Annotated in this window: 22 protein-coding genes; 10 read left to right on the top strand and 12 right to left on the bottom strand. The window is 42.1% G+C overall.

Translation table 11 applies throughout. From position 1 onward, the window contains the following. Window positions 1-203: 203 nt before the first annotated feature. Entirely contained in the window at window positions 204-995 is a 792-nt protein-coding gene (locus tag KO511_RS10210; protein ID WP_215987335.1) for a hypothetical protein, read from the top strand. Window positions 996-1,051: 56 nt separating this feature from the next. Here the strand turns inward: KO511_RS10210 and KO511_RS10205 are convergent, their stop codons facing one another. Together KO511_RS10205 and KO511_RS10200 are read right to left on the bottom strand one after the other, a co-directional pair. After that, window positions 1,052-1,651: a thiol:disulfide interchange protein DsbA/DsbL gene (locus KO511_RS10205; RefSeq protein ID WP_215987334.1), complete on the bottom strand. Its 600-nt coding sequence runs from the start codon at window positions 1,649-1,651 to the stop codon at window positions 1,052-1,054. Window positions 1,652-1,722: 71 nt separating this feature from the next. Then, the gene (locus KO511_RS10200) at window positions 1,723-1,956 is read right to left on the bottom strand and encodes a hypothetical protein (RefSeq protein ID WP_215987333.1); all 234 of its coding nucleotides are present in this window, start codon (window positions 1,954-1,956) and stop codon (window positions 1,723-1,725) included. A gap of 330 nt (window positions 1,957-2,286) precedes the next feature. On the opposite strand from KO511_RS10200, the gene KO511_RS10195 reads away from it, so the two are divergent. Further along, window positions 2,287-2,679, top strand: a complete 393-nt coding sequence (locus KO511_RS10195) for a GFA family protein (RefSeq protein ID WP_215987332.1) — start codon at window positions 2,287-2,289, stop codon at window positions 2,677-2,679. Window positions 2,680-2,682: 3 nt separating this feature from the next. Here KO511_RS10195 and KO511_RS10190 read toward each other — a convergent pair whose 3' ends face one another. Further along, a complete protein-coding gene (locus KO511_RS10190; protein WP_215987331.1) occupies window positions 2,683-3,702 on the bottom strand; it encodes a helix-turn-helix domain-containing protein in 1,020 nt (339 codons plus the stop codon). A 185-nt stretch (window positions 3,703-3,887) separates the two neighbouring features. Between KO511_RS10190 and KO511_RS10185 the strand changes: the two genes are divergently transcribed. The 3 genes from KO511_RS10185 to KO511_RS10175 all read left to right on the top strand — a co-directional run bounded on the left by KO511_RS10185 (window position 3,888) and on the right by KO511_RS10175 (window position 5,230). Beyond that, window positions 3,888-4,223: a DUF805 domain-containing protein gene (locus KO511_RS10185; RefSeq protein ID WP_215987330.1), complete on the top strand. Its 336-nt coding sequence runs from the start codon at window positions 3,888-3,890 to the stop codon at window positions 4,221-4,223. Beyond that, window positions 4,217-4,702 carry a hypothetical protein gene (locus KO511_RS10180; RefSeq protein WP_215987329.1) on the top strand — a complete coding sequence of 162 codons (486 nt, stop codon included), beginning with the start codon at window positions 4,217-4,219 and terminating at the stop codon, window positions 4,700-4,702. Before KO511_RS10185 ends, KO511_RS10180 begins: the two co-directional genes overlap by 7 nt. Before the next feature lie 219 nt (window positions 4,703-4,921). Then, window positions 4,922-5,230: a hypothetical protein gene (locus KO511_RS10175; protein ID WP_215987328.1), complete on the top strand. Its 309-nt coding sequence runs from the start codon at window positions 4,922-4,924 to the stop codon at window positions 5,228-5,230. 108 nt (window positions 5,231-5,338) lie between these two features. Here KO511_RS10175 and KO511_RS10170 read toward each other — a convergent pair whose 3' ends face one another. From KO511_RS10170 to KO511_RS10145, 6 genes are all read right to left on the bottom strand, one after another. Continuing rightward, window positions 5,339-6,379: a hypothetical protein gene (locus tag KO511_RS10170; protein ID WP_215987327.1), complete on the bottom strand. Its 1,041-nt coding sequence runs from the start codon at window positions 6,377-6,379 to the stop codon at window positions 5,339-5,341. 318 nt (window positions 6,380-6,697) lie between these two features. Then, window positions 6,698-7,954 carry a Y-family DNA polymerase gene (locus KO511_RS10165; protein ID WP_215987326.1) on the bottom strand — a complete coding sequence of 419 codons (1,257 nt, stop codon included), beginning with the start codon at window positions 7,952-7,954 and terminating at the stop codon, window positions 6,698-6,700. Window positions 7,955-7,964: 10 nt separating this feature from the next. After that, window positions 7,965-8,366, bottom strand: coding sequence for a LexA family protein (locus tag KO511_RS10160; protein WP_215987325.1), 402 nt, complete (start codon window positions 8,364-8,366; stop codon window positions 7,965-7,967). Window positions 8,367-8,578: 212 nt separating this feature from the next. Next, entirely contained in the window at window positions 8,579-11,386 is a 2,808-nt protein-coding gene (locus KO511_RS10155; protein WP_215987324.1) for an Hsp70 family protein, read from the bottom strand. Window positions 11,387-11,438: 52 nt separating this feature from the next. After that, window positions 11,439-13,364, bottom strand: a complete 1,926-nt coding sequence (locus KO511_RS10150; RefSeq protein WP_215987323.1) for an Hsp70 family protein — start codon at window positions 13,362-13,364, stop codon at window positions 11,439-11,441. After that, complete coding sequence (locus KO511_RS10145; protein WP_215987322.1) at window positions 13,364-13,996, bottom strand: DUF2760 domain-containing protein; 633 nt, start codon at window positions 13,994-13,996, stop codon at window positions 13,364-13,366. Before KO511_RS10145 ends, KO511_RS10150 begins: the two co-directional genes overlap by 1 nt. 308 nt (window positions 13,997-14,304) lie before the next feature. Between KO511_RS10145 and KO511_RS10140 the strand changes: the two genes are divergently transcribed. Then, window positions 14,305-14,835: a 3'-5' exonuclease gene (locus tag KO511_RS10140; protein ID WP_215987321.1), complete on the top strand. Its 531-nt coding sequence runs from the start codon at window positions 14,305-14,307 to the stop codon at window positions 14,833-14,835. Between the two features lie 45 nt (window positions 14,836-14,880). Here the strand turns inward: KO511_RS10140 and KO511_RS10135 are convergent, their stop codons facing one another. The 3 genes from KO511_RS10135 to KO511_RS10125 form a co-directional block, all read right to left on the bottom strand. Continuing rightward, on the bottom strand, window positions 14,881-16,428 hold the full coding sequence (locus tag KO511_RS10135) for a methyl-accepting chemotaxis protein (protein WP_215987320.1): 1,548 nt from the start codon (window positions 16,426-16,428) through the stop codon (window positions 14,881-14,883). A 15-nt stretch (window positions 16,429-16,443) separates the two neighbouring features. Continuing rightward, window positions 16,444-17,007 carry a hypothetical protein gene (locus KO511_RS10130; protein WP_215987319.1) on the bottom strand — a complete coding sequence of 188 codons (564 nt, stop codon included), beginning with the start codon at window positions 17,005-17,007 and terminating at the stop codon, window positions 16,444-16,446. A gap of 359 nt (window positions 17,008-17,366) precedes the next feature. Next, window positions 17,367-18,974 carry a BCCT family transporter gene (locus KO511_RS10125; RefSeq protein WP_215987318.1) on the bottom strand — a complete coding sequence of 536 codons (1,608 nt, stop codon included), beginning with the start codon at window positions 18,972-18,974 and terminating at the stop codon, window positions 17,367-17,369. Between the two features lie 304 nt (window positions 18,975-19,278). Here KO511_RS10125 and KO511_RS10120 point away from each other — a divergent pair, with 304 nt between their 5' ends. The 4 genes from KO511_RS10120 to KO511_RS10105 all read left to right on the top strand — a co-directional run bounded on the left by KO511_RS10120 (window position 19,279) and on the right by KO511_RS10105 (window position 21,679). Further along, window positions 19,279-20,007 carry a substrate-binding periplasmic protein gene (locus KO511_RS10120; protein WP_215987317.1) on the top strand — a complete coding sequence of 243 codons (729 nt, stop codon included), beginning with the start codon at window positions 19,279-19,281 and terminating at the stop codon, window positions 20,005-20,007. A gap of 225 nt (window positions 20,008-20,232) precedes the next feature. After that, the gene (locus KO511_RS10115; RefSeq protein WP_215987377.1) at window positions 20,233-20,631 is read left to right on the top strand and encodes a VF530 family DNA-binding protein; all 399 of its coding nucleotides are present in this window, start codon (window positions 20,233-20,235) and stop codon (window positions 20,629-20,631) included. 105 nt (window positions 20,632-20,736) lie between these two features. Continuing rightward, a complete protein-coding gene (locus KO511_RS10110; protein ID WP_215987316.1) occupies window positions 20,737-21,282 on the top strand; it encodes a GNAT family N-acetyltransferase in 546 nt (181 codons plus the stop codon). A gap of 25 nt (window positions 21,283-21,307) precedes the next feature. Continuing rightward, on the top strand, window positions 21,308-21,679 hold the full coding sequence (locus KO511_RS10105; RefSeq protein WP_215987315.1) for a DUF4440 domain-containing protein: 372 nt from the start codon (window positions 21,308-21,310) through the stop codon (window positions 21,677-21,679). Window positions 21,680-21,750 lie beyond the last annotated feature (71 nt).

Here is a 21,750-nt window from a genome sequence, read left to right as displayed (position 1 = left end):
TCCCCTTTGATTTGAGAATGGCAAACTTCTAGAGGTGGAGCTGAAAGGGTACTCTCTCTACCTTCTGCTCTTCGCGATATAAGCTGAGTTACTCTAGTATTATTGATAGAATACTGGATTTTAGTACCGAAGACTGACCAACCTCATTTAATTCAGCATAGCAGTTTCTTTACTATTATCTCATTGTTATTGCGAGAAATTTCATGGAAAAGAAATTCTATTATATGCATTTGGATGAGAGTTATTTTGACCCAAGTATTTTGGAAAAAATGGGTAAATGCTTTGAGTCAATCCATATTGGTTTACTCAAAGGGGACGGCTTGATCAGAGTGGTCGATATGGATGGTTGGAGCCGTGAAGAATTAAAGCACTTCAATCAGGGTATAAAACAAACTAAAGGTGAATTTCCTTACATTATTAAAAATGCACTAGATAATAAGCAGGCAAATTTACGACCCTACTCTTGGTACATCGGAGAGGACTACTTGAAGTCGGCACTCGCTATGAGCAGCGGTGAGGTTAAATTAAGCAATCATAATTACCTTTATCATCTCGTACATCATGAAGCATTACCCTTAATTGAATCGACCTTATATAAGGCTATTCCAGAGATAAAATCTATCGAAAATTCAGGTTCGTTTATCTACCCGCCAGACGAAGGAATGATGTCTTGGCACACCAATGAAGCAGCATCCTCAGCACCTGTTAGAGTGTACTTCGTTTATGCACCAGAAGATCGTAAATCGTATTTTAGATATATTGGTGTAGATGGAAGAGTGTATACATCTTGGGATAAAAAAGGCTGGAATATCAGAACGTTTCATTGTGGTAGTTTGCAAGTAGATGGGTACCGTTTATGGCATTGCGTTATGTCGAATACCCATAGATTCTCATTTGGCTTTAGATTGACCGGTATTTCAATAGATCAGCTTTCTTTTATGGCAAAGGAATTTGATTCTGGGTACATGAATATTGAAAACTGGAGAGCGTGGTGATTAAGTATTCCAAGGCCAATTGAGTAACAATTGGCCTTGTTTTGTTCTAACTAGCCCTACAAAGTCAGAAGATAGTTGACCAGTTGGCTATACTCTTCCATCGAGTTAATTTTATCCGCTTTAACTATGTATTTGTCATTAATCAAAACGCCAGGGACGCCTGTTAAGGTGCTTTTTTCAAATTGTTTATCAAAGCTTTTTTGCATAGAGTTAACCACGAAACTGTTGTAGGTGGCGTCAAACTTTTTAGCATCTACGCCATTATCGATAAAAATTTGTCTAAGCGCTTTTTCATCTTTTGGTGCACTGCGCAGCTGATGAATTTGCTTAAACATGGTCGGAACCATGGTTTTTTCTACACCTAGTGTCACCATAGTGGCGTAAGACTTTGCCATAGGTATTGCCATATCACTGCCCATAAATGCCACGTGAACTTTTTCAAACTGTGCGCCTTTAGGCAGTGAAGTTTTGACTTGATTGATCACAGATTCAAAGTTGTAACAGTGCGGACAATAAAACGAGAAAAACTCAGTGACTTTTGGTGTGGCTGATTTCTCTGTGTCAAGTACATCATAATAAGTCCCTTGCTCAAATTTTGCAGCATGAGCACTGAGTGAAATCGCAAGAGTTGTGAACAAAGCAAATAGTTTTTTCATTAAATAATTCCTAATAAATACAATTGACTCCGACTAGTGTAGTCGGTAATAACTGAGTGAAAGATTAAGAATTAAGCTATCGGAGGTCGAAACAAAGTTTGAATGCGAGCCACGGCTTTTTCTGATTTGTCGCGTTTAATTAAAGCCAGTGAACTTTGGCTAATGTGCGCTAAGTTCAGCTCAGAGAAGTAAGGGACTTTTAGCGGACAAAAAGAAGCGCAGCAATGGTGTGCAGCACTGTTTTTATTGTGATTTTCAGCTGGGCATTGAATCTCAAGAGCTAACGAGCTCTTGGATACTGACATTAAAGCTTTTTGACTACTTTGAATACCGTTCACAAGGCTAACGTAGACCAGTGTGAAGCAAAGAAAGGCAACAATATATGATGAGAGTCGAATCAGCAAAGCTACAAATTCCTAGAAGTTATAGCCCTAGCTTAACGCATTTATTTTCAATGATAAATGAGGAAAGTTAATCTTCGATAGTTACATTCACTGCTTGTATTTTTCATTTTAATCAATAATATAACTCCAGTCCCCAATCTGTAATTCAAATTATCCTACAAAATTGAACATATAACGTTGTTTGAAGCCAGAGTAGCCTAATGCTAATTGAGTACTATAGTGAGGTTTAACATGATCACAGGCAGCTGTAATTGCGGTGCGATTAAATACCAAATTACTGGAAAAATCCAAAAAACAGTCAACTGTCATTGTAACTTGTGCCGAAAAATGAACGGCAGTGCTTTTTCAACTTATGCGGCAGTATTGCAGTCAAACTTTGAATTGATTTCAGGAAAACTCGCTTCTTTTAAGGTGTCGGAAAATGCCCGCAAGCATCTTTGCCATCAATGTGCGACTCCAATATACAATAGCAGTTCAAACTATGTTGGCCTGAACATCTTACATATAGGAAGTCTTGATTCTGTTGATGAGCTCATCCCTGAGGTAAACATATACGGTGAATCTAAACTCCAGTGGTTAAGCCGTATCAGTGAATTACCTACGTTTGATCAATCAATGAAGTAAGTACTATAGCCCTGCTTCATTGTGCCTCTGTTTTCTATACTGGCTTGGACTCATTTCAGTCACACGAGCAAACTCACGATTAAAATTGGATTTGGTTTGAAAGCCGCTATTGATGAAAATTTGTGTTACGGATTGATCGGTATTAATTAAAGACCGTTTTGCATGTTCAATACGATATTCATTGACCAACCTTGAGATGTTTTTACCATGGATTTGGTTGACCGCCGACGATACCTGTTTGGCGGGAATGCCGAGCTTTCGGGATAAACGTGCAAGTGTGATATCTGGTTCTAGATAGATCTCTTTTTCGCTTAATAATTTATCGAGCTTGGCAGCGATTTCCTGAATTTGAACTGATAACATTTCTTGTTTAGGTTCGATAGTAGTGGTTTGATTTGTCGTTATAGTTGCGATTCCTGTTATTACTACTGCGAGAGACAATACGGGGAGAAGAGTTAAATGGGCAGCCGTTAGTATATAGGGCACCCACTGACTTTGATGATAGGTAATATCAATATATATAAAACTATCTACCGCCGCAGAAAAAATCAGCACTATACCGGCAAGGCGCTTTGCTTTTGTTACCCCTTCCCAGCTTCCAAGTGTCACATTGATATAAGGCTCCGAGGTATTCGGTTTTTTAATCAGTGCCAATCCATACAGTAAATACCCCAAAGTCAGCAGTTCATCTATCGGAGCAGGCCAGAACAAATGGCTGGCAACAAAAGTTACGATTAAACAAGGTAGCACTAAGTGTTTAAAGGAAATAAGCCTGTGTGGGCTTTGAGTACGTTTAAAAGTATACCAAGCCGCAACTGGGACTAATGAAGCCAATATCGGCTGAATAATGGGTAATAAATGAGATGGGTAGGCCCAGCGAAGCCCAATGACTGCAGTAGACAAGGTACAAAAAAGTAAAAATACACAAGCAGCTCTGGCTTTATCTCGGTGAGTAAAATAGAGGCCAATGGTTAATAACCCAAATAATAATGACACGACAAGAGGTATGGGAACAGAAAGCATTATAGAGCTCTATACAGTAATGAGAAAATAAATATTCTAGATATATCATAACCTTACTTTATAGATATAAAAACCTTCCTATGGCCTAAATCCATGTTCAGGACGTCCTAAAACCTGTTATAGGACGCATCTTCTTCGATGAAGGTGCAAACTGATACTCGATTTTACTAGATAGAGGTTTGGGTATGTATTGGTATTGGCTGGGTTGGAAGCGAGGGCTGGACTTTACTGGTTATTCTTCAAGAAGAGAGTTTTGGGTATTTATGCTTGCCCATTTAATCGTGACGGTACTATTTATCGCTGTCGATGTGGGTCTATCATTTCCATGGATAGACATTTTGTATAACTTGTTAAGTATTATCCCTTTATGTGCACTAATTGTGAGGCGCTGTCATGATATTGGCAAAAGTGGTCTCTGGAGTTTGATATTTTTTATTCCAGTGATTGGCCCTTTTGGGTGTATGTATTTGTTAGCTCAACCAAGTTTGTTAGTGAATAGGCAGAGGGAAGAATTATGCTAAGAATAACGATCTTTTCATTAGCTATTCTCTTTTGTGGCTCGCTGTATGCTCACTCTACTAATTTGCCCACTAGCGCGATTGGGGTATTGGAGGTAAATAAAATGACCTCCGGAGAACTAATTTGGATGAAAGGTAGAGTAGGAGAGGCAAGTTATACCTCAGTGGATAGAGAAGGGCAGCATTGCACAGCTAAAATACCGCTCGCTATTGGTCAACTTACACGCTCAGGTATAGGTGTGGAAATGTCACAAGGTGTAAAAATTATAGTCACGAGTCAGCGACTTGATGCGGCTCTTAGAAGAGGTGAACGAATTATTAGCCATGAGTGGGTATTTGGACAATTGGGGCAGAAAACACTCCCTCAAAGTGATGGTTTGATTGTGTTTGGTATCCATCCTCAAGAATCCTTTGTTTTAAACTCGCGTCGTCGTTGGCTCTCATGGTTATCAGGATCTCAAGCAAGTGCGCTCTGTCACTGAACTCAATTTCAACCGCTAGATATCAGGCTTGATAAGAGGAGGGTGTAAAGATCAATCACCCTCCTCGATTGCAGCTACAATTACATTTGCATCAATTAATATTTGAGTCACTAGCGAGTGTTTTACGCTTTTTATAATGCGATTGCAACTTAGCTGATAGTCATCGTTTGTAAGCGGTTGATGGTTTTGCGTGACGATTAGAATGGTAAGGTGATAAATATGTGTAAACGTTTCAAGATAGTCATTGTAGGCTTATGTATTCCTTATAGTGCAATAGCTGGTATCAATATGTCGGAAGTCAATGCTTATGCATATGAAGGGCTTGCGAATATATGTGCTACTTCTAGGAAAATATCTGGCGCGCAAGCACAAGAGATGAAAGCTATCCATGTTGAAAAAAAACATCAAAGGCAAAAAAAGGCCTCCTCTGACACCAGTTTTTCCTATTATGCTGCCAAGCAATTATGGGGTATTCAAAGAGGTGACAGCCCATCTTATGAAGAATGCGCGTCCCTTTTGAAAAAATAATTATTGTCAAGCGGTGCTGTTTGGAGCTATTTTTTAAAAGATCTTTGCAGTCGGTCAAAACAAACTTATTAATTTTTTTAGAGGGTGATAAGGAAGCTAAATAGCTCCCTATAAAAAGTAATCCAAAGGGGCAATCTCTTTAAAAACAATATTGTATAAACGACCACTTCTTTTTGGTTTCATCTGCAATGCTTTTATACCAGGATAGGAAATTAACAGCTCTTTACTTAACGGTTTCATTTTTGCCCTGAATTCAGGTTTTACATTGAGCCCGAAGTAGGTTTCGTAAAGATATAATAGCTCTCCAAACCCTTTTTTTCTTCGTTCCGCTTGCTTACACCACGAACTATAAATCAATGAACTAAGTTCTATAGAGTCAGCACTTTGCCTCCACTTTCTTGCGTTCTCATAAGTATGTATCACCTTGTCGGTATGCAAGAATAGAGATGGGACTGGTACTCTTCCCGCGAGATAAAAATTCCCTCTAGTATTGAGGAGGTGTTCCATATGTCTGGGAGTGACACCTCTAGGATCGGAACCAAAGCATGTCTTGCCATATATCGCAACGGATGCAGACTCGTATGCTGCAACAGCGAGCTGTGAACAAAACATATCAGGGATAATGTTAGTACCACCATAAACAAACCTGAGTATATCCTCGATATACTCGTTCGTTGATGCATGAAATGTTCTTTTACTATACAGAGATTTGGCCGCACCCACCATGTCGTAGCGACCTCCTTCTGCTGGAAGGCCCTTTGATCTTATATCGACCTCAAGTCTACATAATGCTTTGGTTATTGTTACTGCTGCTTTGGCCAACTCTTTGTCAGTGCATTTATAGACAACCGCTGCTGTATTAGGTGTATCATCTTTCCCATGAATCTCCGCGGCTGCTTCAGCGATCTCAGTGGCTGATAAGCCAATAGCGACGTGTTCAGAAGCCGCAGCACCCTGTAGCTTCATACCTGCTTTTTCGTCAGGTGACTTCCAATGGAAGTATTTTTGTGCTTTGGTAATCGAAGACGCAATTTTGTCATGAGCCCATCCTGGGAAGACTTTAACGATGAGTACATCGCCAGGCTCTATCTCAACTTCCTTCAATCTATTATATTGTCTAAGATTTGCAATAACATCACTATCAGACACTGGTAACTCCTACTAGAAATGATTCTTAGTCGTGCCCCTCAGAACAGGTTGCAGTTCGCTACAAGGGCTTTTATGTCTCCACCCTTTTTGGAATCTCAGGGTACACTAATGATAATGATATTAATAAAATCATGAATCCGCCATTTTAGATTGTCAGCTCAAATAATATCACTACCTTTAAAAGGTAAAGTCTACAATCTGAGGTGTTTAACCCAGTGTTTGGTTAAGTCAAGTAGTTCATCTCTTAGGTTACAACTTAAAAAATCATATGGTTGATCGGATGTTAACCAACCAATGGCCACATTCTATTCAAGATGTTCAGCACAGGATCTTAGGTATGTCCTTCCAACACGTAGTATATTGAGGCGTTAAAAACTGGCGGCGCATTTGCCATTTAGGTGCCATCCCTTGTGCGCCTAAGAAGATCGTATTTTGCCCATAGCGTTGATTCAATCCATCAAACACTGTCATAAGCGCCATATTATTTGGTACTGGATTAAACAAATCCGGTTGTTCTTGGTAGCTGTCCACTAAGTCTAATAAGCCTACACCCACTTTATAAAATCGCACACCGTCAGAAAATAACTGCTCGGTCAGCTCAGACACCACTTTAGTTACTTGGTTGACATCTGAGGTCGGGTAAGGGAAACGATGAATGGCTCGTTGGCTATAAGCAACGTCATCGAATGGAGAACTTGAGGCAAAGCACATTAGTACCTTACACAAAGAGTCTTGTTTTCTGGCTTTACGGGAAGCAATTGCGGCATGATGACACAGCGCTTGGCGTAGTGATTTAGCATCCTCGATACGTTCACCAAAACTACGAGTAGAGAATATCTGCTTTTTATCTGCTCTAGCTTCATCCCATTGCTTGCACACTTGCCCGTTAAGTTCACGTATTGTTCGCTCTAACTCCACACTAAACATTTTTCGTGCAAGTGGGGCGGGGTATTTAGCCAATTGTAGGGCAGTGGTGATGCCTGACTGCTTTAAATGTATGGTTAGCCGTTTGCCTACTCCCCATATATCACTCACAGATAACTGAGCGAGCACTCGATCTCTTTCTACAGTGGTATCGAGAATGCACACTCCATTAAAACCTTGTACCTGCTTTGCCGCATGATTGGCAAGTTTAGCTAGGGTTAATGTTGGTCCGACACCAACGCATACAGGCAGCCGGCATTCTTTCCAAACGGATTTTCTCAGCGTATGAGCATGAGTTTGCAAACAAGGTATCGCTGATACAGTGCGTTTGAATGAGAGAAAAGACTCATCAATTGAGTAGACGTGCTGATCTGGCGCAAACCGCCCGATGACTTCCATCATTTTGCTTGATAAATCGGCGTAAAGCTCGTAGTTAGAAGACAGTACAATCACCCCGTGCTGCTTACACAGCCCCTTCATCTGAAAGTAGGGCTTGAATTTCTGTATACCGCATTCTCTGGCTTGGCGATTGGCAGCGACGACACAGCCATCATTATTTGAAAGTACGACCAAAGGCATACTGCGCCATTCAGGCCTAAAAACTTGCTCTGCACTACAATAAAACGCGTTGGCATCAACTAAGGCAAACATTGTTAAGCTGTTATCCTAAAAGGTGACTAGAACGGTGACAGCGTATTGAACGTATTACTACGCCTTCAATGGTAAAGGTGTCACATTCTTGCACCAGAACTGGTGCATGAATAGGATTTGCAGAAAGCAGTTGGCGATATTTTATATCAAGCAATTTACAAACAAACTCACCATTTAGGTTAGCAACGATCACATCCATGTTATTGAGCGAAACATGGCGATCTACGATCAATATATCACCGTCGAAAATACCCACGTCTTGCATAGAATCACCATAGGCACGTCCTAAAAAGGTGGCACTTGGGTGGTCAATTAGTAATTCATCAAGATCGAGTGAAAGCTGGCGGTATTCAGCCGCAGGTGACTCAAAACCAGTAATGCCAGCTCGAGCAGTAATCGGGATCACTTTCATAAAATAACACTGTTCATATACACAGTATTATTTTGGTGGAAAATGGTTCATTTGACAAGGGGAAAAAATTTTACGGTGTACTTGGCGGCCTAAATATAAGGCTTTTATCGATGATTAAGGTAAAAAATGGAGAAACCTGAGCCTCAGTTTTATTTGATGAAGGCAGTCTATTAACGATAATAGTCTGCCTTTTATTTTTTAATAATAACCACTTAACGAGTGATCAGTGATAAGCCTGCTGGAATGGCATCACCAAAGGCACGTTTGGATTCGGTATGAGAGAGCTCTTTGACTTCAGCAACTAAATCCACCCAAATATCGGGTACTTTGCTTTGTTTGAGTTTAGCCAAAACTTGCTGGCGAAAGTCATCAGATATATCAAATAAACGATCGCCAGTTTTGCGACATATCATGACGGTAGCAAACGCAATCATAGTCTCTTTTTGCCAGTTTTGTTCAAGCAGCTTAGGAAGCCATTGTTCAGCTTGTTCACGAGGAATGACATTATGCTGACTGCCATAAAGTGGCATGCGTGCGGCTAAGCGGCCTAGTGCCCACCAATGTGCCTGTCCAAATTGATTGTGGTTAATGGCTTTACTTAAAAACCAACTGGATAATAAGACTTTATCTTCAACTTCCAAATGTTCTAATGAAGCGGCTAGTCGTACCATAGACTCATAACCCATATCGTGAGCGGTCTTAGCGGACTGAGGATTTTTCATTGTACCTGGGTGGAGGTATTTGGCGATATCGGCAAGTATGGTCTCTTGCTGCTCTTGATTGAGTCCACCTGCAATACGGCGCCAAAACACCCACCAGTCAGTCCAGCTTTGGTGGTTTTTAAATTGAATACCTTGCTGGTATAAGCTCCATACTTGTTCTAATCTCCACGAGTCTGTCGCATCACCAAACCCCGGGCGCATAGAAAAGCCAGCTAAACGAAGCCAGTTTTTTTCGTGAGCTTCAGAGCGTCGTCGACGCTTCCGCCCTTGGGCAAAGGTATCAAACAATTGGCGCAGAGTGACGAAATCCCAATTATCACGTTGACCGAGCTTTTTCTCTAAATCTTTAGCCAATGTTTTGATTTTCTTTGAATCGGCACTTTTTTTGTTGCCGCTATAAAGGCTGGTGATAAGCTCTTTGCACTCTGCTAAATGTGGATGAAGCCTTGCTTGCTCAGATTGATCGGATTGTTGATTGCGAACTTCAAACTCCAATCCCCAACGCTTGTGGTCATCGTCGACGTTAACACATTCTAATTTTAACGTGCCGACTTCGGTAAGTTGACACGCCAACTGGACTTCAACGCGCTCTTTTTGATTGGCTTGAAGTGCAATGCCTTTGCCTTCTAACGTTGAGATATAAGGGGGCAGGGGAGAGAATATATCAGGGTCCACATCTACCATAACGCCGTTTTGGCTCGCAGTCCCCTGAGTCAGAGTATCGTGAGTTGACGTTAGCAAATTAAAGCGTACTGGTTCTCCCAATGTGAGAGAGAAACGTCGGCCGCTTAAGCGGATTTCTTGATTTTCTTCAGTTCCCTTTGCGAGTAAACATAGTGCTTTACCCAGCTTGTTTTTTTCTTGCAAATGTAGGAAATAGGAACGAGCAGCGCCACCACCAATTTTTAGTTGGGCACCGCGCCTTGCTTTACCGTAGGCAACTGCGCCAAGTGCCACGGACCAATCTGGATGAGGATTATCAAGCACAGCAATCGGCGCGCCACGCCAATTTTCAAGCAGTTGTGTTATACGCTCTGTGAGCAGTTCACTGTTAAATACGCCGCCATTGAGCAGTAAGCCAACAGGTATTGCAGGTTTAGTACTATCTTGTTGTTCAAGAGCGGAGCAAGACACTTGTTGATGCTGGTGGAGAAATTCGGCGAGGTGTTTACTGACCGCAGGATCTGCCACATAAGGTAATCCAAACTCAACCATGGCACTGCGGCGCTTACTTGGAACATCAGAAAACTCAGATAACGGGAAGAACCCATCTAAAGCAATTTGGTGCACTTCTTGTTTGTTGAGGCTTATGCTTTTTGTGCCGCCAAGCAGTTTTGAACCACTGCCAAGCATGGTAATTTTAACTTCTTCGGGGGCATTAAGAGACAGAAGTGCTTCTTTCGCTTGTCTTGTTTGCTGAATAAGCTTGATGAGACTGGCCGCGTTGAGCTTTTTACCTTGATTAAGGCGGCTTTCGGCAAGGTGTGCTAAAGCTAAATCTAGGTTGTCGCCTCCGAGCATCAAGTGTTCACCCACGCCGATTCTATCCAGTGCAAGTTCCTCAGTGTTGTATTTGGCTTCAATCAAGCTTAAATCCGTGGTGCCACCTCCGACATCACACACTAAGATAAGTGGTAGTTGCTTAAGTTCTTCGCTCGCGGTTTTCTGATGGCGAGCATACCAGTCGTAGCATACCGCTTGTGGTTCTTCGAGAAGAACAATCTTGTCTAAGCCAGCTAGTGAAGCGGCTTCTAATGTTAGCTTGCGTGCCGTTTCATCAAAGGAAGCTGGTACAGTGATGACTACATCTTGATCTTCAAGTTTGTTACTTGGGTGGCGATAGTTCCACGCTTGTTTTATATGGTTGAGATAGCTGGCACTAGCAACCACAGGGGAGACTTTATCTACATCACCTATTGATGCCCATGGGAGGATGTCAGAATTACGGTTGACCGCTTGGTGAGATAACCAGCTTTTCGCACTTGATACCTGACGACCCTCCACTTTGGCGCCCAGTTCTCTTGCCCATTCACCAATAATGACATTGGTGATATCGCCAGCAACAGGTTGTGATCCCCACGGTAAAGTGAGATCAGCCGGTGATACTTGCTCCATGGCAGGATGGTAGCGAAAAGATGGCAAAAGAGGCTTGCGAACGACTTCGCCCGGCCCAATAAGTTGGTCGATATCAAAAAGAGCGACGTTTGATTGCTCTAGGTTGTCAGTGATTTCACAAAAGGCAACGACGGTGTTAGTTGTGCCTAAGTCTATGCCAACAAGAAAGCTAGGAGATGCCATACATAACCTTGAAAATAAGAAGTAACGGCACCGATTAAGGTGCCGTTAAACATTAAGCAAGCTCGTTTTGAGGTGAGTCTTTGCTTGCGTCTTCGCGAACGTCGAACTCAACGTGCCATTTTTGGCCATTATCGGCGGCAATGGCTTCTAGGTAGAGTGTACCAAGTTCAGTTACCCGAGAAGCTAAAGTTACAGGAACCACTTCGCCTTCTCGGCGGCCTTCAGAAATCGGTAAGGTAACTTGAATTTCGGGCAGTTCTTCCAGTTCTTCTGGGCCCCAATGATCTAGATGAATACCTGCGAGATCATCGCGGCGCACGTTTGAGCCAAAGAATTGAAAATTCACCGGTTGGCCAATGATTAAGCCAAACTCTTGGCTCGGTACTTCCACCGACGATCCTTCTTCCATGCCAAATGGCGCAACGCACAAGGCTTCAAGTGGAGGTGCCATCCCCGGGATTGCTGGCATAGCACTTTCGATACCCACATAATAGCTAGAGGCTATACCACCACGGATACGAACACCTTGACCGAGGCGAACAGCGCCATAATAAGATGCGCCGCTGGCAACTGCGAGATCCAGATCAACGCCAGTAAGTCGCTGCGCCATTTCGCAATCTGAGTTGATTAACCAGTCGTTAAGCGTGTCTTCTAATCGAGTTGCAAGCAGCTCTGATTTTAACACACCGCCGTTAAATAAGATGGCAGTTGGTTTGATAAAGTCAGCATTAGATGTTTGGGTACCGCCCATACCGGGCATTGAAGCAAAGGGGTTGTACTCAATTTGTGCAGCCTCACTATCTTGCGCATTGGCTTGCTTGGTTAGGAAAGCAGCAATGTGACGTGTGATGCCAGCATCTTGAGCGTACGGTAAGCCCATTTGGGTTAACGCGCCGCGATTACGTTGCACAGGGTGTTCAGTGACAGGAATTTTTGGGAAGAAGCCATCAACCAAGGTTTGTTGAACTTCTTCTTGCGTTAGTTCGGTTTTGAGTGTGGAACCAAGGAGTTTTGAACCTCTACTTGGCACTACGATTGGAACCGACTCAAGCTGAGTGTCATTAAGCAGTGCTTCTTTGGCGTCACGACAAGCATGGGTCATTGCCTGAACTTGCCATGGTTGAAGCTCTTTTCCATCTTGTGCCAGCTTCATTTTAAGACGATAAGCGAGCGCTAAATCCATATTGTCACCGCCAAGCAAAATATGCTCACCGACCGCGATACGGTTTAATGTTAAATTGCCTTCTTGTTCGGTGACTTCGACCAAAGAAAGGTCGGTTGTACCGCCACCGATATCCACAACCAGCACAATGTCGCCGACCGATACTTGCTCTCGCCATTGGTCATTGCTGTTATCGATCCAGTTATAGAGCGCTGCTTGAGGTTCTTCTAATAGGGTTAGGTGCCCCAGCCCAACATTTTTTGCCGCTTCAGCGGTTAAGTCGCGCGCAGCAGGATCAAAAGAGGCAGGGACAGTAATGGTAACATCTTGCTCCGTAAGTGGAGAATTTGGGTGAGTGTGGTTCCAAGCATCTTTAAGATGTTCTAGGTAGAGCTCTGTGGCCCGAAGTGGGGATATTTTTTCTACTTCATCAGGGCTGCCCGCAGGAAGAAACGCATCACGCCGATTGACTCCGGCATGGCAAAGCCAAGATTTAGCACTGGCGATAAGGCGAATTGGGGTTTTAGTTCCCAGATTACGTGCAATGGCACCAACCAGAACATTGGGTTCTGATGACCAAGGCAGTACTCGTGATGCTGGGTTCATCTCATGTTCGTGAGGCTGATAAAGAAACGAGCCAAGCTGGTTTCTTGTTTCAACTGTACCAGGCGCGGTTAATTGAGCAATCGGCATGACCTCAACCTTGGCTTGCTCGTTCGAGGTATCAAGGTATGACAGTACGCAGTGCGTCGTACCCAAGTCAATGCCAACACTGTATTTGGGCGCTTTAGCTTGGTCTGGGGTATGGTTTTCCATTACAGCTCTACCTCGGCAGGGGCAATAATTGAAGCATCGTAGTTTTCGGCTAATTTAGGTAGATTCATACCGCTGGCTTTCCAGCCTTTATGAATGAGAGTCCCACTAAAAGGCGCATTGCCTGTTACATTACCTGTTAGGCGGATCTGTTGTGAGTTAAAGCCTTCTTCGATAGTGATACGTGTCTCTTCGTCTTCGCTGCGAATAGCTTCTAGCGTAACGTAATCGCTCAGTACTTTTTGTCCACCAGTATGAATAACTCTTGCAGCTGCACCCACATCTTCATCAGAAAATGAAGTCAGGTCTTCTTTTAAGAAGTCAATCAGGCGAGACTCTTGCTGCATAATCGACAGTAGCTGCATGGCAGAGTCGGTAGAAGCCGTTGCGAGTTTGGATTCGACTTCGACTACTTTCTCAATCACTTTTTCGACTTCGACCACTTTTTCAACTTCAACGATTTTCTCAACTAGCTTTTCCACTTCGACAATTTTTTCTACTGGTTTCTCAACTACTTTTTCGACGACTTGGGATTTGCGTGATACGGCAATAAGAAGCAAAAAGATGCTTGATACGGTAAGGCCTGCGTGCAGCATATCGAACGTTTGAGGGATCATCTGTAAATCGAACGTCATGACATTTCTCTTAATCAATGGGATAAATAGCAGCCATAGTAGACCGCTATTGTCGTTATTATTAGGTTAAATTGGGGCAAATATTATCACATTCAACCAGCTAGGCCTTCAGAAAAGGGGTCGTTGGAGCTTGAACGTCTTTTTTTTAGTCACTTTAGCGCCTTGTAAAAGAGACCAAGAGGTTTAGAAATGGGGACGAAGGGTATAATTGCAGTAGTTTTACTCAATTGATTCGTTGTCAGTCGAGTTTTGAGCTTAACTAAGATAGACTTTGGCGCTTTGTTAGAAACTTAAACAATAGGCGAGTAATGAACCATAACCGTATAGTTTGTTTCGATTTGGAAATGTGCTGCTGGAATGAAAACGGCGTCGGAACAACAGGTGAAATTATAGAAGTTGGGCTAGCAGAAATCGATCTTGCAAAAGGCGAGATCGTAAAGCGTGCTCAATACTATGTGAAGCCAGAACAGGATGAAGTCTCACTGTTTTGTGCAGAGCTTACAGGTATTACTCCCCGTAAAGTTGAAAAACAGGGTCGTCCACTCGCTGAAGTGATGAAATCAATGGTTAAAAACTTCGGTGGAACGAATAAAGTCTATGCCTCTTGGGGCCGAGACGATCTGATTTTGGCCAATGAATGTAAGGCTAAGGGTATAGATATGCCTTTCAGAGAATTTATTAACTTAGCTACGCTATATCGAGTGCAGCACCGCTTAAAAGACAAACGTATTGGTCATAGAGCGGCTCAAGAAGCCCAACAAATTGAGTGGGAAGGCCGGCAGCATTCTGGTTATGTCGATGCCTATAATCTTGCCAAATTAGCCTTGACCATGTTGTGACTTTATAAAGGGTTTTATTAATTAATAAAACCCTTTATTGCAGTGCTACAACGCTAGATTGTAGCTAGATAAATGCTGACTGGTGCTACTTGCCTGTGAGAAAAGTTTGGCACTATTAGTTTCGATGTGTTGTGAATCCTCGACCAAGCTATCGATTTGTTGATCGACACTGAGTAACCGTTCGACTAGCTCTGACATGGCGTTAATTTGTGATTCCGATGAATTTGCAATGGTTGAACACATTCGATCAGCCTGAGAGACATCTTCGAGCGCTTTTTCGATGTCTTTTACTGCGTTTTCAATCGAGCCCAAGCTTGCCTCACTGGTACTACTTCCTTCTTCGGTAATTTTAATTAAAGAATTGGAAACATTGCTCAAGTTGGTCAATATTCCTTCAACTTGGTTAGTTGAGTTAGAGGTCTTTTCAGCTAACCCACGTACTTCATCGGCCACCACGGCAAAACCTCGACCTTCTTCACCTGCTCTAGCAGCTTCTATAGCGGCATTAAGGGCTAGGAGATTGGTTTGCTCCGCTATATTGCGGATGATCCCTAAAATCTCAGTTACCTTCATAACTTGCCGATTGACCTCATTGGCCGCTGTGTACAAATGCGTACTTTTCTCAGACATTGAACGATTGTCTCTTAATGCGCTAAGTAAGCACTGTTGCCCTCCCTTGGCACTTTTTACTGCGCGGTTAAGTGAGTCTAAAGTATCGAAGGTATTGTTTTTTACTGCTGAGAATGATTGTTGTGCTTGTTCACTAAACTGTACTGTTGTCTTGATTGCATCCCTTTGGCGAGTGATCTTACTGCCTATTGAGGCCAAATAATGATCAAGATCTTTGGAAATCGATGTAACAGAATCCGCGCCTTGATGAATGGGGATTAAGGTTTGTTCCATCTTTTCGATAAAGCGGTTCATACTGCACGCTAGCATGCCCAACTCATTTTGACGTTTGAACTCAAGACGTTTGTTTAGATCGCATTCACCGGAACTTAGTTCATCACAAAGACCAATGAGTTTTTGTAACGGTTGAACCATAAGTGTGTTCAGTAATGCGAGTAGAATTGTCACACAAGCGACAACAGAGATTAAAGCAATAATACATGACTGGATACTGAGTTGATTTCCAAGCCCTTTGGCTTGAGAAAAATTCCAGTCTGTAACTAGGTATCCAACTAATGTTTTTTTCTTGCCTGCATATAGGGGAACACCAATTTGATGGTGATCGGGATTGTCTATTAGGATAGTTTTTTTCTGCAAAATACTGTTCAATGCAGATTCTGTTACTTCGTGATTACTGTACAACAAAGACAGATCAGGTCGATAAATTTGTATTGCGTTTAAACTTCCATTTTGACTTTGAAGTGCGACATCGACTTTCTCCTTTATATTGGTGATTTTCTTAAACCTAACAGGGGTAGCCAGTTGTTCACCTAAGGCATGACTCGACTGCATGTACGACGATTTACTTAATTGGTAGATAGCATCAACGCTACTGCTCCAATTGAAAAATGAAATCGTCGCCATGGCAATAATGGTTAGAATCGAGGCACTGGCAACAACGAGCTTACTAATCGTAACTCGCATACTTAGCTCCAGTCGTTATAGTTCTTCCACGTTAACACCAACAGTAACGGCGCCGATCACTTTTCCAGAAGCTGGATCAGATATGGCATAGCTCACCTGAGACTGAAACATCTGTGTGGACTCATCTTCTTCAATTTCGCCAATATGGTATGCATTAGGGCCAACTAAATAAGTTTGCTGCCATTTATCCTCATCACCTTGCCAATAGTCTGAAGTTATAGAGCTTTGGGCAACGTTTAGTCCTTTATTATCCATAACAAAGATTTCAGTGATAACACCTTGGCTATTTTCCTGCATCGTTGCAAGCTTTTTGGACAGCTCACTACTTAACTTATTGCTGATTAGTGGTGCATTCTCTTGTCCAACTTGGCTGCGCCAATCTTTGTCTAGTGAAGTGATTTGGTTTTGATCTAGCTGACTGCTGTGCTGATTTTGTGCTTTGATTTGTGAAACGACATCCGCATCAGCCGCAATGCTTTTGACATCCTTCATCGCAAACTCTTTAAGAGCTGCTTCAAACTCGTTAGCAAACGTTGTTAATGGGAATAAAAGAGGGATTGCGATATAAAGCCTTTTCATTATTAAGTCCTTTTTAGTCTGACGCTGTTCAATAAAAGCGTAGATGAAAAAACTAAATATGATACAAGGTGCTTATTGTTTTTCTACAGATGAGGAATGAACTCTGATGTACCTGGTACATCATGCGTAATACGGTACAAAATCATTCGGGAAAAGTGTGATGTGATCCGGTATAAGGGGCCTTAGCGATTAAGCTTCGATGATTGGAATATAGCGATACTTCGGCGCGCGCAAAAAGCTGATTACTAATGTTGGTTTTGATCTTTATTGATAAGGGCGAACCATAATATTAGTTCGCCCTTTATTCTCTTAGGTACCGGCTCTATTTAAAATCCAATAACGGTATATTTTGCATTGAATCAATGCTGATTTACGATAAGTCCTTGTTCACGAGCCATTTGATAAGCAATACGGGGTGCTTGCCATAAACAAGGGAGTAAAATGAACGAAACCGGTACAGCGGTCACTACGATGAAAGACTGCAATGCAGAGATACCACCTGAACCCATAGAGATAAGCGCTATGGCCACTACCCCCATGATCACACCCCAGAAAGCTCGTACTAACGGGTTTGGTTCGGTTGAACCTGTCATGACCACGCTAATGGTGTAGGTCATTGAGTCACCAGTGGTAACGATAAAGGTAGTGGTTAGGATTAAAAACAGAACTGAAATCAATAGTGGTGCTGGTAGTTGATTGGTGATCGCCAACAAAACAGCAGGTAGATTAAAGCCTTCAAATGCAGTGGTAATGCTCCCAGGGTTGGTAAGCTCAAATGCTAAGCCACTACCACCGACTACGCTGAACCAAAAGCAAGTGATCAGCGGTGCAACCACGCTAATGGCTAAAATCAGTTGGCGAATACTGCGTCCACGTGAGATTCGAGCAATGAAAATCGCCATCATAGGGCCATAACCAATAAACCAACCCCAGAAAAATACTGTCCAAGAACCTAACCAGCCTGTATCTTGACGGAACAAAGCTAATGACGTGAAGTTGTTTACCATTCCACCTACACCTTGTAAGTAACCATCAATGATGAAGCTTGTGGGGCCAAACAGTAGAATAAAACCAATTAAACCAACCGCAAATATGATGTTATAGCGGCTGATGATCTGAATGCCTTTGTTGACACCACTTAATGCAGAAAGCGTGTACATGGCAATGGCTAATACGATGACTATGGTTTGAGATAATAAGTTGTTATCAATATTAAACAAATCGTTAAGTGCATAACTAAGCTGTAGGCCCAGAAAACCGATTGGACCTATTGTACCAGCTGCTACAGCAATGATGCTGCAAGCATCGACAACATTGCCAAGCCAACCATTAATCGCTTTATTGCCAAATAAAGGGTAAAGCAGAGTTCTTGGTTTGAGTGGTAAGCCTTTATCGTAATGTAAATGCATCAAAACAATGGACGACAATCCACCAAGAATCGCCCATGCAAGAAATCCCCAATGCAGGAATGATTGAGACAGTGCGTTAACTGCCATGTCTTCCATATTGGTCTCACCAAAAAATGGCGGAGGAGACACAAAGTGCGCAATAGGCTCAGCTGCGGCCCAAAATACACCGCCGCCGGCAAGCAAAGTACATAATACAATCGACATCCACTTAAAAGTGTCAATTTCAGGTATGTTTAATCCGCCTAACTTTACATCACCTGTTCGGCTTACCGCCAAAAATAGACCAACGACAAAATTTAGCAGCAGCAATACTTGCCAGAAAGCACCAAACCATTTTGTTGCGTATGTGAAGCTAGTGGAAACGATGGAGGAAAGCAAATCAGTATTGACTAGTGCAAGTAACACAAACAACATCAAAAAACTGCCGCTGAGCCAAAAAACTGGGTTATTGAACTCTAATTTCTGGCTAAGAGAATGAGACGTTAGAGGGCTAGGTTGAGCAGAGTCTTTCGATGAAACTTCTAAAGAGTTTTCTACTATGTGTGTCATATCTGACATAAATCGTTCACTATTTTGGGTAATGATGGCTGATGCATAAATTCACATAGAACTTAAAATGTGAGATGCATCAAAAAAAAGGCCGGCTACAATACCACAAAAACGTTGCTCAGGCTAAAAATTACAAAATAGTTACTTAACAAATAGGGGTTCCTGAAAAAATAAGGGTATAAATGGTTATACAGACATACCGAACGTCATTGCTTGAGTGCTCCTACTAAAATCGCAGTCCATTCACAATGGGTAAAAACTAATCTAGGGTTACAATAGATAGCCATGTGGTCTGACTCTTTAGGTACAGCAGATGAAAACACCACTCACCCTTATGCTGGTTGTGCTTTGTTTTAATGCATTTGCAGAAAAAATCACCTTAACAACTACGGATTGGCCGCCTTTATATGCAGAGGATCTACCCAACTATGGTTTTTTGGCTGAGCTGTCTCGCGTTGTGTTTAAAAAAGCGGGCTATGATTTGGAGATCGAATTTGTAAAGCCTTGGGTAAGAGCACTTGAGTGGGCTAAAGACGGTCGATACGATGGCCTAATGGGCGCATACTACAATCCAGAACGAAGCCAGTTTTTTGATTACCCAGACCCTATTTACTCCGTCAATGAAATCTTCATCCAGAAATATGATAGCAACATCACTTACAACAACCTCAATGAACTCAAATCATATTCGATTGGCGGGATGAGAGGTGGCGCGCACCTACAAGTCCTGCAAGAGCAAGGTTTTGATATCGATGAAACGGCAGATGATTTGCAAAGTTTAAGGAAACTCTCTGTTGGGCGGGTGGAATTAGTCCTTATGGCTGAGCATCAATTCTACTTTTTGGTCAATCTGCATCCTGACTTGACCGGTAAACTTAAAGCCGTTTCTCCACCTTATAAGAAGTTCAATATTTATACGCCAATAAGCAAAAAAAGAGAGGGAAATAACGAAGTACTGATCAAGAAGCTCAATGATGCTATCCAGGTTTTAAAGGCAAATGGCACCTTTAACGAGATGTTAGCCAGTGGTGAGTCGCAATAAGAAAACACTAGGGTCCGTTGAATATTAGTGACAAGTATAAAGTCGACAATATTCAACTTAACGGGCATGTGTACACCTGAAAGCTCACCCAAATTAGGGAAAGAAGGAGAATTCTGCTAGAATCCGCAACTTTGCTTTCTTTATAACAGAATATATCGTCTTATTAAGATCGCAAACCACACCAGCCAGGACCTCGGTTCGTTAGATATTTGGAAACTCGTTATGATGACGGATGAAGAAAGAATTGAATTACAGCAAAATAATCCTTTGCACGGTCTTAAGTTAGACACCATGATCCAAGAGCTGGTCGATTTTTATGGCTGGGACATTCTCGATACGGCCATGCGTTTTAACTGTTTTCATATCAACCCTTCGGTAGCGAGCAGCGTTAAGTATCTCAAAAAGACTGATTGGGCGAGAGAAAAGCTTGAGAATTTTTACCTATATCGCTTTAAGCGCATGCCTCGCGCCTCTAGTGAAGAATTTAACTTACCGCCCCGAGCGCGAACTTTTCCACATGGTCTTAAACCCAAAGAACCAATGGTATTGACGGTGGACTCAATTTTAGCATCACAAGCAAAAGCAGCATCGTCGCACAAAGAGCGTTCATCTCGCCGTCGTTAATACCTGAGCCACGTTTGTTCTGAAAAACGTGGCATTTAACGATTGCTGGCATCACTGCCAGCAATCAAATCAATAATAAGTAACTCATCGGGTACAGAGTAATAAATGGAAGTAGTGGAAGCGGAAAAATCGGATTTAGAACCATTCTTTGTTTATCTTGAAAATCAGCTGTCTGAAAATGGCAATGGAGAAATTCCTCTTTTCCAACCAATGTCCAGAGAGCAAAAAGAAATTCCAGAGCCCACAAAAGAAAAATTTATCCAAGGGTTTGTTCATCAGTTTGGAGATTCTGGTTGGAGGAAACTTTGGGTCGTTAAAAATAAATTTGGAAATATCAAAGGTCATATTGATCTTCGTCATCACAGTGTTGAAAGCCGTTCTCACAGAGTTTTACTTGGTATGGGCGTAGATGCTTCTTGTCGTAAGCAAGGCCTTGGTCAAAGACTCATTGATGCCGTTATAGATTTCTGCCAAGAAAAAGCAGAAATTGACTGGCTTGATCTTTGTGTGTTGTCAGACAATATTCCAGCCAAGAATCTCTACCTTAAAACAGGCTTCAACTTTGTGGGGGAGTACAAAGATCAGTATAGAATCGATGGCCTATCAGTCTCAGAGACAGCCATGACAAAGTACGTTAAAAAACACTCATAGCAAGCCGTTATATATTGGAGCAATTATGGACGTTCTAATTGAACAGGAAATCGCTTTACACCAATACGAAACTAGGCAAAACCTTGATGAAGTAGCAAGGTTACTTCATCCGAGTTTTAATGAAGTCGGTCGTTCTGGGCGCAGTTTTAATTATTCTTCTATTGTAGAAATAATGCAAAGTGAAAAGCCATCTTTGGGGTATATTCACTCACAGGGATACGATTGTATCCAGCTAGCTCCTTCTGTTCAGTTACTTTTGTATAAATCCGCTTGGGTTTCAGATACGGGTGAAATCAACACTTTTTCAAAGCGTTCTTCTATCTGGGTATTTACTGGCCAAGGTTGGCAAATGAAATACCACCAAGGTACCCCATGTTCTGAGTTCGAACTTATATAGTTGAATGCTAGAACAAATAAAGGGACTGGCTTACCTAAAAGTAATTTAAAGGACATATATAGTCACCTCGA

Source organism: Vibrio hepatarius, assembly GCF_018860525.1.
Taxonomy (GTDB): domain Bacteria; phylum Pseudomonadota; class Gammaproteobacteria; order Enterobacterales; family Vibrionaceae; genus Vibrio; species Vibrio hepatarius_B.
This window is presented reverse-complemented; position numbering and strand designations above follow the sequence as displayed.

Coding starts and splice junctions, on each gene's coding strand:
- KO511_RS10210 (WP_215987335.1), top strand. CDS start 204: ATGGAAAAGAAATTCTATTATATGCATTTGGATGAGAGTTATTTTGAC.
- KO511_RS10205 (WP_215987334.1), bottom strand. CDS start 1,651: ATGAAAAAACTATTTGCTTTGTTCACAACTCTTGCGATTTCACTCAGT.
- KO511_RS10200 (WP_215987333.1), bottom strand. CDS start 1,956: ATGTCAGTATCCAAGAGCTCGTTAGCTCTTGAGATTCAATGCCCAGCT.
- KO511_RS10195 (WP_215987332.1), top strand. CDS start 2,287: ATGATCACAGGCAGCTGTAATTGCGGTGCGATTAAATACCAAATTACT.
- KO511_RS10190 (WP_215987331.1), bottom strand. CDS start 3,702: ATGCTTTCTGTTCCCATACCTCTTGTCGTGTCATTATTATTTGGGTTA.
- KO511_RS10185 (WP_215987330.1), top strand. CDS start 3,888: ATGTATTGGTATTGGCTGGGTTGGAAGCGAGGGCTGGACTTTACTGGT.
- KO511_RS10180 (WP_215987329.1), top strand. CDS start 4,217: ATGCTAAGAATAACGATCTTTTCATTAGCTATTCTCTTTTGTGGCTCG.
- KO511_RS10175 (WP_215987328.1), top strand. CDS start 4,922: ATGTGTAAACGTTTCAAGATAGTCATTGTAGGCTTATGTATTCCTTAT.
- KO511_RS10165 (WP_215987326.1), bottom strand. CDS start 7,954: ATGTTTGCCTTAGTTGATGCCAACGCGTTTTATTGTAGTGCAGAGCAA.
- KO511_RS10160 (WP_215987325.1), bottom strand. CDS start 8,366: ATGAAAGTGATCCCGATTACTGCTCGAGCTGGCATTACTGGTTTTGAG.
- KO511_RS10155 (WP_215987324.1), bottom strand. CDS start 11,386: ATGGCATCTCCTAGCTTTCTTGTTGGCATAGACTTAGGCACAACTAAC.
- KO511_RS10150 (WP_215987323.1), bottom strand. CDS start 13,364: ATGGAAAACCATACCCCAGACCAAGCTAAAGCGCCCAAATACAGTGTT.
- KO511_RS10145 (WP_215987322.1), bottom strand. CDS start 13,996: ATGACGTTCGATTTACAGATGATCCCTCAAACGTTCGATATGCTGCAC.
- KO511_RS10140 (WP_215987321.1), top strand. CDS start 14,305: ATGAACCATAACCGTATAGTTTGTTTCGATTTGGAAATGTGCTGCTGG.
- KO511_RS10135 (WP_215987320.1), bottom strand. CDS start 16,428: ATGCGAGTTACGATTAGTAAGCTCGTTGTTGCCAGTGCCTCGATTCTA.
- KO511_RS10130 (WP_215987319.1), bottom strand. CDS start 17,007: ATGAAAAGGCTTTATATCGCAATCCCTCTTTTATTCCCATTAACAACG.
- KO511_RS10125 (WP_215987318.1), bottom strand. CDS start 18,974: ATGTCAGATATGACACACATAGTAGAAAACTCTTTAGAAGTTTCATCG.
- KO511_RS10120 (WP_215987317.1), top strand. CDS start 19,279: ATGAAAACACCACTCACCCTTATGCTGGTTGTGCTTTGTTTTAATGCA.
- KO511_RS10115 (WP_215987377.1), top strand. CDS start 20,233: ATGACGGATGAAGAAAGAATTGAATTACAGCAAAATAATCCTTTGCAC.
- KO511_RS10110 (WP_215987316.1), top strand. CDS start 20,737: ATGGAAGTAGTGGAAGCGGAAAAATCGGATTTAGAACCATTCTTTGTT.
- KO511_RS10105 (WP_215987315.1), top strand. CDS start 21,308: ATGGACGTTCTAATTGAACAGGAAATCGCTTTACACCAATACGAAACT.